Genomic DNA, 14,268 nt, shown 5'->3' with positions numbered 1-14,268 from the left:
TTAAACGATGATCACTATAAAGAGTTAGGTGAAGACTTTTTACAGAAGCGAAACCAAGAACGAATGGAAAGATATTTTATCGCTAAGGTGCGTCAATTAGGATACGAAGTTCAGAAGAATACTGCATCATAACTACTGGAAACATTTACAACGATTATCCCGGGCATCCCTATACCCATTTTTATCTGGAAATTGATACCAAGCACTTGACATTTTTAGATCAGTATGACCCGGGAGGGAATTATTTTCATATCAAAGATTCACACGTCCGCTAGTCGAGTTCTGGCACAGATGTTTATTAAAGTCCGCTTCAAGTCTAAAGAACGGAGCCCTCAAAAACATCTGGGTAATTTAAAGATGGTGACAGTTTGAGGGCTAATTCCCGTCCTTTGCCTCTCGCTGAGAACGAACTCGAAGGCTGTCCTTAGTGAATTCCTTAGTTCCGTTTATTGTATTTTAAAAAAAGGCATCTGTTATGCAACAAAATTTTAAAAACCTATTGCTGTATTACATCAATGGTGTTATAATACAGTTAAACACAAAATGAAATTAGGAGTGATTGTTATGACACAATTTGAGGGCTGCTGTTATGTTTATGAAAATGAAAAAAAACCATTTGTTGTGACTGATATTGATCGATGGTACTTTGCCTGTAAATATTTAAATTCTGATATGGGTTTTATTTTAGATAAGGAACATTTTATCCGTAAACTTCAAAAGGGAAAAATTAGTGAATTTAAACATGCGATGGCAGTTTAACTCCAAATGGAGTTTCCTCTTTTCTATCTCTTTAAAAGTCTTATCTTAACCCGGCGGTCATGCCGGGTTCTTTTTTTGCTTAAAAAGTTCCGCATCTATAATAAGGATGAATGCAACCAACAAAAAATGGTCACCCTATGAAAAGAAAGGGGGAGTAAATGTGCCTGAAGTAAAATGTAGTGTATCCAATTGTGAATATTGGGGACAAGGAAACAATTGTGTTGCACCTGCCATCATGGTTGAAATTGATCGGCATGCCAATGCAACATACAATGAAGAATTTGCCAATATTGGAGTAGAGACAAGTCACCAAGATATGGCGACTTCTTCTGCAGACACTTGTTGCCATACGTTTAAGCCCAGAAGGTAATGGGTATTTTATTCAAAAGTATTTCATGGCGGGAAGTTTTTCCCCGCCATTTTTAATGGGATTTATTGTCTTAATTAGCATGTAATGGTGATCATGATCCTGGGCAGTATTCAGGTATCAAAAGGCGGTTCTATTTTTTACTTTTTAGATAAATAATATATAAAATATTATGAATTTTATATTGACTTAAAATATTTTGTATATTTATAATAAACATATATATTTTCGAGGGGGTGAGCGATTGCTCAGAATAGAAGAAATTTCATTGCATTTTGGAGGGGTGGCAGCTTTAAGCCATGTCAGTTTTGCTGTAGAGAAAGGAGAAATATTTGCTCTCATTGGCCCCAATGGAGCGGGTAAAACAAGCATGTTAAATTGCATCAGCGGTTTATATCATCCGTCTGCTGGAAAAATAATTTTTGACGGATCAGATATTACGAAGATTCCGGCCTACAAACGCGCGGAAATGGGAATTGCCAGGGCATTCCAAAATATTGAATTGTTTAAGCACATGACAGTACTTGAGAATTTAATGTTAGGAAGACATGTTAGGATGAAATCGGGGGTTATTTCAGGGGGAATATATTGGGGAAAAACCCGTAAAGAAGAGGAAGAAAACAGATATGCGGTTGAGGAAATCATTGATTTTCTGGAAATTGAACATATTCGAAACTCACCTGTAGGAACATTGGCCTATGGATTGCAAAAAAGGGTTGAGGTTGGAAGAGCCCTCGCATTGGAACCTAAACTCCTATTATTGGATGAGCCTATGGCCGGGATGAATGCCGAAGAGAAGGAAGATATGGCCAGATTTATTTTAGACATCCATGAGGAAAAGAATACCACCATTGTTTTGATTGAGCATGATATGGGGGTAGTGATGGACTTGTCCCATCATGTGGCGGTACTTGATTTCGGAAGACTTATTGGTTTTGGAACACCGAAGGAGGTTCAGGAAAACCCTCAAGTGATCGAGGCATATCTGGGTGAAGAACAGGTTGGATAGGAGGTGTAGCTGTGATAGATAAAACATTGCCTCAGCTTTTAGTGGAAAAAGCAAAAACAATCGGACACAAGGTCGCTCTTAGAGAGAAGGATTATGGAATTTGGCAGGAATGGACTTGGCAATCATATTTGGAAGAAGTGAAAGCGTTTTCTATGGGATTGGCCTGTATGGGGTTTGCAAGAGGAGATAAATTGGCCATTGTGGGGGATAATCGTCCGGAATGGGTGATTTCAGAGTTGTCTGCCCAATCTTTGGGTGGTGTTTCCGTTGGAATTTATCAGGATTCGCTGCCAAAAGAGATTGCTTATGTTTTAAATCATTCCGATGCAAAATTTGTTGTCGTGGAGGATCAGGAGCAGGTTGATAAACTTCTGGAAGTTGAAGAAGAAATACCACACATTCAAAAAATTATTTACTATGATCCGAAAGGACTTCGGCATTATCATCATCCCCGGTTAATGAGTTTTTTAGAAGTGAAGGACCTGGGTGAGACGTTTTCTCTGGAGCATCCCGATTATTACATAGAGCAGGTTGAATTGGGGAAGTCATCAGATGTGGCCATCCTTTGTTATACATCAGGAACAACCGGATTTCCAAAGGGTGCTATGCTAACCCATCAGAACTTGGTGAACATGGGGGAAAGCCTCATGTCAATGGACTCTGTGGAGACAGATGATGAATTTTTATCCTTTCTTCCATTGGCATGGATTGGAGAACAAATGATGGCCATCTCTGCTTCATTAGTTGTTGGTTTTACCGTAAATTTCCCCGAAGAACCGACCACTGTGCAAGAAAACTTGAGGGAGATTGGTCCCCATATGATTTTTTCTCCTCCCCGCATTTGGGAAGATATGGTTTCAAAAATCCAGGTACGAATTCAGGATTCCAGTTGGATCAAAAGGAAATTGTATGAGCTGTTTATGCCCTACGGAATGAAAAGGGCAGATGCCGTTCTGGAAAAAAAGAAGTTATCCCTATGGGAAAAATGGATGTATCGGCTTGGAGATTATTTAATATTTTCAGCAATCAAGGACCATCTTGGACTGTTGAGGATTAAGTGGGCCTATACAGGAGGAGCTGCCCTTGGACCCGATATCAGCAAATTTTTTCATAGCCTTGGAGTGAACTTGAAACAAATCTATGGACAAACAGAGGTGGCAGGAATTGCCGTTGTCCATCGGGATGGAGATATTAAGTTTGACAGTGTGGGGGTCCCTATACCGGGAACGGAGATAAAAATTTCAGAAAAGGGGGAAATTTTAATCAAAAGCCCCAGCGTCTTTGTCGGATATTACAAAAATGAAACAGCAACAGAAGAGACGATCGATAACGGATGGCTTAGAACCGGAGATGCTGGTTTTATCGATGATGATGGTCATCTCATGGTGATAGACCGTCTAAAGGATGTGATTCGGCTTCACAGCGGTGAACTGTTTTCTCCCCAGTTTATTGAGAACAAATTAAAATTTAGCCCCTATATAAAAGAGGCGGTCGCCATTGGGCAGGATAGGCCTTATGTGGTTGCCATGATCAACATTGATATGGCCAATGTTGGAAGATGGGCAGAAGTGAATCAGATTGCCTATACAACCTATACAGATCTCTCTCAAAAACCGGAAGTGTTGGATTTGATACAAAAAGAGATTGTGCGGATAAACCTTGAATTGCCCGAAAAAGCAAGGATTAAGAAATTCGTTTTATTGTATAAAGAATTGGATGCTGATGATGAGGAGTTAACAAGAACAAGAAAGGTGAGAAGGGCATTTGTAGCCGAGAAGTATAAACCGGTAATAGAAGGGCTGTACAGCGCGTCTGATGAGATCCATGTGGAAGGAAAGGTAAGATACAGGGACGGAAAAGAAACGATTATTCGTACAAATCTAAAAGTGATGGATTTGGATGGGGAGGTGGCATAAGTGGACTTTTTTCTCCAGTTAACGGTAAGCGGATTTGTGGTAGGAAGCGTCTATGCATTGGTTGCTTTGGGATTTGTATTAATTTACAAATCCAGTGATGCCATTAATTTTGCCCAAGGAGAATTTCTGTTAATAGGAACCTATATAGCCTTAACCTTAGTGGCCGCCTATAAAATCCCCTTTTTTATTGCCTTCCTTATCACCTTGATTTTCAGTGCAGGTTTAGGGCTTTTAGTGGAAAAAGTGGTTCTGCGCCCCTTTATTGGTGAACCGGTAATATCAATGATCATGGCCACCATCGGTTTATCCAGTCTATTAGCCGGTATCGCCCATATCATTTGGGGGACAGATACCAGGGTTTTTCCGCAAATTTTCCCTGAGACTCCCATAAATATTGGAGGAATTATTATTTCTCCTGTCTATCTCTGGTCTCTGGTGATCGTTTTTATTCTCCTTATCATTTTCTCCATCTTTTTCAAGTATTCCAAAATGGGAATTGCCATGAGGGCAACGGCAGATGACCAGCAGGCCGCTTTATCAATGGGAATCAGCGTAAAAAAGGTGTTTGCTGCTACATGGGCCATTTCAGCTGTCGTATCCGCCGTTGGTGGCGTACTGTTGGGAAATATTAACGGGGTGAACTCTTCCTTGGCATCTATCGGATTAAAAGTTCTTCCGGTGGCACTTCTTGGAGGATTGGACAGTATACCCGGAGCGATTATTGGAGGTTTTATCATTGGGATATTGGAGAGTCTTGCTGGTGGATATATTGATCCTCTGGTAGGCGGCGGAGTCAAGGAAGTGGTTCCTTTCATTATCCTTGTGTTGATCCTCATGTTTAAACCGTATGGCCTATTCGGAAAACGAGAGATAGAGAGGGTGTGATGGGTTTGAAAAATCCATTTGTGATGGGATGTGGAGAATTTCGGATAAGCTATCGGCAGGACATGGCCATATACAAAATTCCAAGAGTTAGAAGTAGAGTAATCATCATTCTTACTCTGTTTCTTATCTACCCTATTCTTGCATCCCCATATTATATCAGTTTGGCCACCATAGCCGGTATTGCTGCCATTGGAGCCATAGGGTTAAACATATTGACCGGATTTACCGGACAAATATCCATTGGGGTAGGTGCTTTTTTGGGCGTGGGAGGATATACTTCGGCGATCCTTACGACGAAATTGGGATTTCCTTTTTGGGTGGCATTGCCGATATCCGGGATTATCACTGCAGGAGTAGGTGCTTTATTTGGAATTCCCTCCCTTCGGTTAAAAGGATTATATTTGGCTATGGCCACTTTGGCAGCTCAGGTGATTATTATATTTATCATTAACCGCTGGGACAGTCTCACGGGAGGAACGGCAGGACTGGTTGTGCAGCGGCCAACCATCGGGAATTTTTCTTTTGATTCAGAGATAAGTTATTACTATCTCATGTTTGTCTTTCTCTTTATTACCACCCTATTTACGATGAATCTGTTCCGCTCTAGGGTGGGGAGAGCCTTGGTTGCAGTACGGGATAGGGACTTAGCTGCTGAGGTTATGGGGATTGATCTTTTTAAGTACAAAATAATCGCTTTTGCGGTCAGCTCATTCTTTGTCGGAATTTCAGGAAGTCTGATGGGTCATTATACATTGGTGATCAGTCCGGAGTATTACGGAATTGGAATTTCTATCGAATATTTGGCGATGATTTTAATCGGGGGGTTGGGAAGTGTCATGGGCTCCATATATGGCGCTGTCTTTATTACCTTGCTTCCGGTGATATTAAGAGAATTGATGAATTTGCTAGGAGCTTTCTTCCCTGACTTAACTGCTGTATTTGCCGGATTTAGAGAGATTATTTTTGGAGCGATTATCATATTGTTTCTGGTTTATGAACCGGAAGGGATCGCGAAGATGTGGCGCAACTTGAAGGATTACTTCAAGATATGGCCCTTCTCATATTGATTAAAAAATAAAAAGGGGGAACTGGTGTGAAAGCAAGATTTAGAAAATTGGCAAAATGGAGTTTGTTAGGCTTACTCACGTTGTTGTTTGTTGGTCTTTTGGCAGGCTGTGGCAGCAGCAGTACATCAGGAGGGGAAAAAGTCGTTAAAATCGGCGGAATATTTGACATTACAGGTGCAACGGCAGACGTAGGAAAGCCATATGCCGAAGGGGCAAAAGCATATGTGGAATATATTAACTCTAAGGGTGGAATTAATGGTGCAAAAATTCAACTGATTGATATCGATTATGCCTATAAACCGCCTCAGGCCGTTGAAGCTTATAAAAAGCTGGTGCAGCAGGACAAAGTGGTGGCGATTTTGGGTTGGGGAACAGGGGATACCGAAGCCCTAAAGGAATCCATTGCCAAGGATAAAATCCCTTATATTTCCGGTTCCTATTCTGAGAACCTGACAGATATTGCGAAAGCACCTTATAACTTTTTAGGAGCGGCCACTTATTCAGATCAAGCACGGTCCGCTTTGAAGTGGATTAAGGACAATTGGAAAGGATCTGGTAATCCGAAAGTTGCGTTAATCTATAATGACACCCCATTTGGTAAATCACCAGTTGAAGATGCAAAGGCCTTTGCCAAGGATATCGGTGTGGATATCGTGGATGAAGAGGTAGTAGACCTGAAAGCTTTAGATGCCACCTCTCAATTATTAAACATGGATAAGGCAAAACCGGATTACGCCATTATCCAGGAGACTTGGGGTGCTACGGCAACCATCTTGAAAGATGCCAAGAAATTAGGCATTAAAACTAAATTTATCGGATTAAACTGGGCTGCTGGAGAAGGTTTGATCACTTTGGCCGGAGATGCTGCTGAGGGATTTATTGGAGTGATTCCCCATGCATTTGTTCATGAAACGGATCTTCCCGGCATGAAAGCGATCGAAGAATACCTAAGCAGTAAGGGCCAGAAATTGGCTGATAAAAATCAAAAGTTTGTCCAAGGCTGGGTTAGTGCCCAAATTATGTTGGAAGGGGTTAGAAATGCCGGAGACAAGGTAACAGGTGAGACAGTTCGCCAAGGTCTTGAGAAGTTAAACAATTTAGATTTGGGTGGATTGGCAGCTCCTGTTACCTATACGCCTGATAATCACCGTGGAACAAATAAGATTAGACTTGCAGAAGTAAAGAATGGACGCTTTGAGATCTTTACCGATTACATTGGATATTAAGGACATTGGATTAAGCTTAAGGATGAGAGAAAGGGGAGGGGTTTTACAGCCCCTTCTCTTTCCCTAAGTTAGCCATCGGAAAAAATGAAAGGAGTGACGTAATGCTTCGACTAAATAATGTGGAAGTGATGTACGATAAAGTGATTCTGGTATTAAAGGGAATGTCATTGCATGTTCCCAAAGGGAAGATCGTTGCTTTACTCGGCAGTAATGGTGCTGGAAAAACGACGACGTTAAGGGCGATATCAGGACTTTTAAAAAGTGAGAACGGGCAGATAACTGACGGATATGTGGAATTTGAGGGAAAAAGACTGGATGGAATGGATCCGGAAGAAATCGTCAAACAAGGGATCTTTCAAGTAATGGAAGGAAGAAGGGTATTTGAACATTTGACTGTTGAAGAAAATTTGGTGGCAGGCGCCCATACCCGTACAGACAGAAAAAATTTAAAACAGGATATACAATTGGTTTATCAATATTTTCCGAAGCTGGAAATGTTAAAAAATCGGACAGCCGGATATTTAAGTGGAGGAGAGCAGCAAATGTTGGCTATTGGGAGAGGGTTGATGGCTAAGCCCAAGTTGATGCTTCTTGATGAACCTTCCCTCGGATTGGCTCCCCTATTGGTGAAGGAGATTTTTTCTATCATTAAACGAATTAATCAGGAAGAAGGAACAACGATACTAGTTGTCGAACAAAATGCAAATATTGCCCTTTCGATTGCTGACTTTGGATATATTATGGAAAACGGAAGAATTGTGATGGAAGGAGATGTGAAAACACTTATTTCAAATCAGGATGTAAGAGAATTTTACCTTGGATTAAGTGACGTTGGGAAGAAAAATTACCGTGAAGTAAAACATTACAAAAGGAGAAAGCGGTGGTTATCCTGAACAATCAAATTAATGAAATCATTTCATTCGCAGGAGAGCATTCCCCTTTTTGGAAGGAGAGACTAAAAGGAAGGAAGTTTCACGAAATCCCTGTTCTGAAGAAATCTGAATTGCCAATGATACAAAGGAACGGCTTACCATTTGGGGGTCTTACGGCTGTACCTATGGAGAATATCGCCAGGATATTTATGTCTCCAGGTCCGATTTATGATCCACAGGGGAAACAAGAGGATTATTGGCGATTTTCGGAAGCCTTGGAAATCGCGGGGTTTGGACCGGGCGATCTCGTCTTAAACACTTTTTCATATCATCTTTCTCCCGCTGGATTTATGTTTGATTCTGCCCTTAGAAAACTTGGTGTCACCGTCATACCGGCTGGTGTGGGGAATACGGACCTTCAGGTTCAGATTTTAAAGGATTGTAAAGTAACCGGCTATGTGGGGACTCCAAGTTTTTTGGCTGCTTTATTAGAAAAGGCAAGAGAAGCAAGGTATCAATTGGGAGATGATTTGCAAATAAGCAAGGCATTTTTTACGGCAGAGAAATTGTCAGATTCATTAAAAAAGGATTGGGTCGAAAATGGGATTTCCGTTTTTGAAGGATACGGAACAGCTGATGCAGGTTGTATCGCTTATGAAGATGGGGAAAATAAAGGATTAAGGATACATTCTTCCGTATTTGTGGAACTGTGTGATCCTGAAACAGGCCACCCAATTGAAAAGGGTGAAATGGGGGAAGTGGTTATTACTTTAATGGACAAAACATATCCGTTGATTCGTTTTGGAACGGGAGATTTGTCCAGCTGGACCCCAGGGGAAGAGGGTAGATATTTGACAGGTGTATTGGGCAGAGTGGGGGATGGAATTAAGGTAAGGGGAATGTTTGTTCATATGAAACAATTTGCTCCCCTTTTGGAAGAGTATCCGGAAATTAAATATTATCAGTGTGTGGTTAACAGGGAGGGAAACCGGGATACGATCACCTTTTACTTGGAGGGGATTGATGATTCTTTTTCTGTTGATTCCCTGCAGCAGCGATTGAAAAACGTAATTCGGGTCAGTCCGGATGTTGTAGGAGTACCTCTTCATTCTTTATCCCGAAGCGAGGCACAATTTATTGACAAGAGAAAATGGGATTAATTTATTCCTTTATGGATTGGTTTGATGATTCTTTTGAAAAATTTGTCGCAGTCATTGATACTTTGAATATCCAACCAACCAGAAGAAGACTCAAGAAGACGAGCAAAAAAAACAATGATGTTCCAATTTCATCACTACGGGTGATGATATGCGTGAGTGAAAAAGAGATCAGCATGGATAAAATTGGAGATATTATCCAGGTTTTTAGAATTTGACGAACGATTGCTTTTTGAAAAATACTTTTTCCCTTTTGGGAATATCCGATTCCCAGTATTGACATGGTTGTAATTTGAGTTAGGGGGATGGGTATTCCCATGAGGGAAGCGACGATTACCAGTGTTCCCCCGGTAATAGAGATGCAACTGGCCTGTAATAAGGAATATCGGGTAATTTTTTTTCCGTTCGTCTCCAGAACTTTTCTTCCCCAGATCAACGCTCCCAGAGATACAAATAATCCTCCCAACCATAACCCTTGTTCAGAGGAAAAAATTCCGGAACCCACCAATGGTCCAACAGCATTGGCTACATTATTCATCCCAGCTGAAAATGCTTCATATGAACCTGCCCCAATCAATAAAAAAACAAGGAACGGCTGATATTTTTTTCTGTCTGAAAGGAATTGAAAAAAAGGGATTTTAGTGATGAATTTATCTAAGCCTAAACTGATCAGCCCGGCGATAAAGGGGAAAATAATCCAAGCCGATGTGATGATCAAAAAGGGTTTCCATAGGACGGCTTTAAAAACGAGTCCTGCTCCAACCAGGGAGCCTACGATCACTTCACTGGTTGAAAGGGGAATTCCCATTCGATTTGCCATAAATAGTGTAATAGAGGCTGAAAACAGAATGATAACCGATATTTGAACAGAAATAACGCCTTCAGGGATAATTCCTTTACTGATGGTTTTTACGACTTCACCACCACCGATAACAGCTCCCAGTAAAGAGAAAATCGCAACCAATACTAAGGCGGTAACTCTCTTTTTTATGGCTCCGCCCCCATAAGCGGAACCCATTGATGCCGCAGTCCCGCTTGCTCCTATATTCATCGCAAAGAAGAGGGAAATAACGACAGCAAGAATTATCATAAGAATATCCCCTCCTTCGTGTTTAGACCTTCCATACATTATGGGTTGAAGGGGAGATTGGTGCCTATCCATTATAGAGAAAACCTTGGTCTTATATTCCATGGAACAAGCAGAGAAAATTCGGAATTTTGAATAGGTTGTGATAAAATAAGATAAATTATGTTCATAAATGGGTGTTATACATGGAGGGGTTATTGTGTTAAAAGGAGTAACGGTTCTTGACTTATCCAGGCATTTGCCGGGGCCCTTTGCCAGTTTGCGATTAGCAGATATGGGAGCAGAAATTATTAAGATAGAAGGAACTCTTGGGGATCCGGCTCGAACATTGGGACCTGATTTAGAGGGGGTTGGCGCTCTTTTTTTAGGAAATAATCGAAGGAAAAAGAGTATTGCCATCAACTTAAAATCAAGGGAAGGCATTGAAATTGTACAACAATTGGCAGAAAAGGCGGATATATTTATTGAAAGTTATCGTCCTGGAATCGCCGATGCAATGGGGTTGGGATATGAAACCATAAAAAAGAGGAATGGCCAAATCATTTACTGCTCTTTAACAGGATACGGTCAGAACGGATCTTGGAGAAACAAAGGGGGGCATGACCTTAATTATATGGCGGTAAGCGGTATGCTCAGCCTGTTGAGGGACGGTCACGGAAAACCCGTCATGCCCTCGATTCCCATAGCCGATTTGTTGGGCGGAATGGCAGCATCTGAGGCTATTTTAGCTGGTTTGGTTAAAAGATCTGTGACTGGAGAAGGGATATACCTTGATGTTTCCATGGTAGATCAATTGATCGGATTACAGGGTCCATTAGCAATTCTTCAGCACCATATGGGCCATTTGAAAAAATGGACAAAATTTTTTAGGGAAATTGTCTGCTACCATATATATGAAACAAAAGATGGAGCCTTTGTCGCATTAGCGGCATTAGAAGAAAAATTTTGGAAAAACTTTTGTTTGGGTGTGGGAAGATATGACTGGCTCAATTCCGCTTTCGTTCCTGCCCTTGATGGAGAAATCATATACGAAGAAATCAAGGAATTGTTTTTGATGCGAACCTTGGAGGAATGGGTAAAATTTGCCCTTGAAATCGATTGCTGCCTTTCTCCTGTTCTTGATTGTGACGGATGGCTGAATCATCAGTATATAAGAGATAGGGGGCTTGCCACAGAAGCCCGCTATCCCTTAGATTCAAGTTCTAAGTTATTGCAAGTTAAAACATCGGCAGGAGGATGGCGTGACGATAAAGATATAAGTAATATCCCTCTACTGGGAGAACATACAATTGAAATCTTATCCTCTAAATTAGGGGCCACTTCTCCCCAATTGGAGGAATGGCAAAAATTAGGGATTATCGGCTGACACCTGCAGCAATGGCTACTTGTGCCTGATGTTTTTCATCCATCTGGTTATCTTTATGTCTTGTGCTGTTTAAAAAGTGAATATCACTGTGACCAGGAAAACCATTGTCCTTAATTTGCTGAACATCATGGGGCATGGCACTGGCTGAAGCGGCAATGGTTCTTCCATCAATCCGTATCAGTACTGCCCTTCGCTCCCAGCTCCAATTTCCGCCCCAAACTTCTTTCATGACCTTAGAATCTTCAAGGGTAAGGGGTTCAACGTCGGCATGGAATGCGCCGGTGGTTCTTTTCATCCTCCATATTTTTCCAGTCGCAAAATCCTTAACCCACGCATCTTTTCCAATAGGCCAAACATACTGGGCTTCCGTCCACCAATCCAACAACTCCCCATATTGAGGTCCTGCCGTTTCTTTTACTGGAACATGATGAACAGGAATATTCAGGACCATACCTGGCATCATAATGGAATCTTCTGTAAGGTTATTGGCATCCAGGACTTCCTGCATGGGTATTCCAAATTGAATGGAAATGGTCCAGGCAGTATCCCCCTGTTGTACGGTATATTTTTCATAAGTGACATGGGGCTTGTCGCGGGAAGGCAGGACGGAATTACTTTGATGATCTAATGTAGGTGTTTCTTGTGATGATTGTGTTTCCAGTTCTTGAATGATTTGGACAGCCGGGATCAACAGCTTTTGCCCGGGGTACAGCACATCGGAGGACAGATTGTTTACATAAGTAATGGATGAAACGTTTGTGCCGTATTTTTTGGATAAAAGCCATAAGGTATCCCCCGTTACCACTTGATGAGAATGAAAAGGTAGTGAAAGAGTTTGTCCAGGATAAATCACATCAGAAGCAAGATTATTCCATTGCTTGAGAATGTTTACCGTCAGTTTGTATTGCTTTGCAATTTTCCATAAAAAATCGCCGTTTTTTACTTCGTATGTAAGATAGGTAGTTTTAGTGGGGCCTTCTTCAGGTATCGTCAACACTTGTCCAGGATAAATCCAATCATTTGTCAATTGATTTGCTGTGCGCAGCTGTTCAGAAGTTAATCCGTATTTTTTTCCGATTAAGTAAAGGGAATCTCCAGCATGAACGGTATAGGTTGCGGCATTGGTCTGGGAAGGATAGGTAAGGCCTCCAACCATCACACTTGAAACCAATACCGGGATTATCCATTTTTTCTTCATAATATCCTCCTTTGACATTTCTTGGTGCTCTTTTATTATATAATAGCGGGAAGGATGCCGCTGGGTAATAATAATGGAAATCATACCATTATTTATCAATTAAATCCCATCTTTCTTTATTTTTCTTGACTTTCAAGTGGTATTGTGGTTAAAGGTAAATAGTTAACGTTGGTCATAATAGAGAGAAGATGTAAAAGGCGGGGAACATCAGTGATATATCTGGATAACAGTGCAACAACTAAACCATATGCTGAAGTATCTGACGTTGTCAGAGAAATGATGAATGAGTACTTTGGGAATCCCTCATCTATACATAAGTTGGGTATGGAAGCGGAAGGCATGCTATCAAGGGCAAGGGAATTGGCTGCTTCTTATATTGGTGCAGAACCCAAGGAGATTGTTTTCACCTCTGGGGGGACTGAAAGCAACAATTCTGCCATAAAAGGGGTTGCTTTTCAATATAGAAAAAGGGGAATGCATTTAATTACCTCAGAAGTGGAACATGCATCAGTTATAGAAAGTATGAAACAATTGGAGGAATTTGGATTTGACATCACCTTTTTGCCGGTTAACGAAAAGGGAATGGTTTCACTCTCAGATGTAAAAAAGGCGATCAGAGATGATACCATTTTGGTTTCTTTGATGCTGGTAAACAATGAGGTGGGAACGGTTCAGCCGATCCATGAAATTGGAAAATGGCTCTCCAACCATCCAAAGGTTTTATTTCATGTGGATGCCGTACAAGGCTTTGGGAAGATACCATTTACGGTTAAGGAATTAAAGGTAGATCTTATGTCCCTTTCGTCTCACAAGTTTCATGGACCCAAAGGCGTTGGTCTTCTCTATGTCAGAAACGGAGTCAAACTGATGCCCTTAATGTCGGGTGGTGAACAGGAAGCCGGCTTGCGGTCTGGCACTGAAAATCTTCCGTCCATTGTAGGCATGGTAAAAGCGATGAGAAAAACCGTGGAGAGTCAAAAGGAAATGATCAACCGCTTGTCAGGGTATAAACAAACGATGATTAATCAATTGAAAGAATGGGATGGGGTATGGCTGAACACTCCAGATACGAACAGCGCTCCTCACATTATTAATTTTTCTGTTCCGGGAATTAAGGCAGAAGTGTTGGTTCATGCTCTGGCAGAGGAGGGAATTTTTGTCTCTACGAGATCTGCCTGCTCGTCTAAAGAACTGAAGCCCAGCCGGGTCATTCTTGCGATGACTGGTGATATGGAGAAAGCTTCAAGCGCCATTCGGATTAGTTTGGGAGCATTCAACACGCAAGAGGAAATCGAACTTGCTCTGTCAATTTTGAAAAAAAACATTACCAATTTACAAAAGATAATGAGGGTGTGAACA

13 protein-coding genes are annotated in these 14,268 nt (G+C 41.3%); 11 read left to right on the top strand and 2 right to left on the bottom strand.

Features of this window, described 5'->3' with window-relative positions; all coding sequences use genetic code 11:
- Positions 1–564: 564 nt before the first annotated feature.
- The 9 genes from L1765_RS13695 to L1765_RS13655 all read left to right on the top strand — a co-directional run bounded on the left by L1765_RS13695 (position 565) and on the right by L1765_RS13655 (position 9,261).
- The gene (locus L1765_RS13695; RefSeq protein WP_236408053.1) at positions 565–759 is read left to right on the top strand and encodes a hypothetical protein; all 195 of its coding nucleotides are present in this window, start codon (positions 565–567) and stop codon (positions 757–759) included.
- A gap of 160 nt (positions 760–919) precedes the next feature.
- Positions 920–1,129, top strand: a complete 210-nt coding sequence (locus L1765_RS13690) for a DUF1540 domain-containing protein (RefSeq protein ID WP_236408052.1) — start codon at positions 920–922, stop codon at positions 1,127–1,129.
- A gap of 241 nt (positions 1,130–1,370) precedes the next feature.
- Positions 1,371–2,135, top strand: a complete 765-nt coding sequence (locus L1765_RS13685; protein ID WP_236408051.1) for an ABC transporter ATP-binding protein — start codon at positions 1,371–1,373, stop codon at positions 2,133–2,135.
- An 11-nt stretch (positions 2,136–2,146) separates the two neighbouring features.
- Positions 2,147–4,051: an AMP-binding protein gene (locus L1765_RS13680; protein ID WP_236408050.1), complete on the top strand. Its 1,905-nt coding sequence runs from the start codon at positions 2,147–2,149 to the stop codon at positions 4,049–4,051.
- Positions 4,052–4,936 (top strand): branched-chain amino acid ABC transporter permease, encoded by an 885-nt coding sequence (locus L1765_RS13675; RefSeq protein ID WP_236408049.1) that lies wholly within the window; start codon positions 4,052–4,054, stop codon positions 4,934–4,936.
- Between the two features lie 5 nt (positions 4,937–4,941).
- Positions 4,942–6,003 (top strand): branched-chain amino acid ABC transporter permease, encoded by a 1,062-nt coding sequence (locus L1765_RS13670; RefSeq protein WP_236408048.1) that lies wholly within the window; start codon positions 4,942–4,944, stop codon positions 6,001–6,003.
- A gap of 47 nt (positions 6,004–6,050) precedes the next feature.
- Positions 6,051–7,229: an ABC transporter substrate-binding protein gene (locus L1765_RS13665; protein WP_407942272.1), complete on the top strand. Its 1,179-nt coding sequence runs from the start codon at positions 6,051–6,053 to the stop codon at positions 7,227–7,229.
- A gap of 101 nt (positions 7,230–7,330) precedes the next feature.
- On the top strand, positions 7,331–8,122 hold the full coding sequence (locus tag L1765_RS13660) for an ABC transporter ATP-binding protein (protein WP_236408047.1): 792 nt from the start codon (positions 7,331–7,333) through the stop codon (positions 8,120–8,122).
- Positions 8,110–9,261, top strand: a complete 1,152-nt coding sequence (locus tag L1765_RS13655) for a phenylacetate--CoA ligase family protein (RefSeq protein WP_236408046.1) — start codon at positions 8,110–8,112, stop codon at positions 9,259–9,261. The genes L1765_RS13660 and L1765_RS13655 overlap by 13 nt, the downstream gene beginning before the upstream one ends.
- 1 nt (position 9,262) lies before the next feature.
- Here the strand turns inward: L1765_RS13655 and L1765_RS13650 are convergent, their stop codons facing one another.
- Entirely contained in the window at positions 9,263–10,348 is a 1,086-nt protein-coding gene (locus L1765_RS13650; RefSeq protein ID WP_236408045.1) for an inorganic phosphate transporter, read from the bottom strand.
- Positions 10,349–10,544: 196 nt separating this feature from the next.
- Here L1765_RS13650 and L1765_RS13645 point away from each other — a divergent pair, with 196 nt between their 5' ends.
- Positions 10,545–11,711 (top strand): CaiB/BaiF CoA transferase family protein, encoded by a 1,167-nt coding sequence (locus tag L1765_RS13645; protein ID WP_236408044.1) that lies wholly within the window; start codon positions 10,545–10,547, stop codon positions 11,709–11,711.
- Here the strand turns inward: L1765_RS13645 and L1765_RS13640 are convergent.
- Entirely contained in the window at positions 11,701–12,909 is a 1,209-nt protein-coding gene (locus L1765_RS13640) for a LysM peptidoglycan-binding domain-containing protein (protein WP_236408043.1), read from the bottom strand. The two genes, L1765_RS13645 and L1765_RS13640, sit on opposite strands and share 11 nt — an antisense overlap.
- Positions 12,910–13,119: 210 nt before the next feature.
- Between L1765_RS13640 and L1765_RS13635 the strand changes: the two genes are divergently transcribed.
- On the top strand, positions 13,120–14,265 hold the full coding sequence (locus L1765_RS13635) for a cysteine desulfurase family protein (RefSeq protein ID WP_236408042.1): 1,146 nt from the start codon (positions 13,120–13,122) through the stop codon (positions 14,263–14,265).
- The last annotated feature ends 3 nt before the right edge of the window (positions 14,266–14,268 follow it).

Source organism: Microaerobacter geothermalis (genome assembly GCF_021608135.1).
Taxonomy (GTDB): Bacteria; Bacillota; Bacilli; order DSM-22679; family DSM-22679; genus Microaerobacter; species Microaerobacter geothermalis.
Note: the sequence above shows the minus strand (reverse complement) of the source record. Positions and strands in the feature narration are given on the sequence as shown.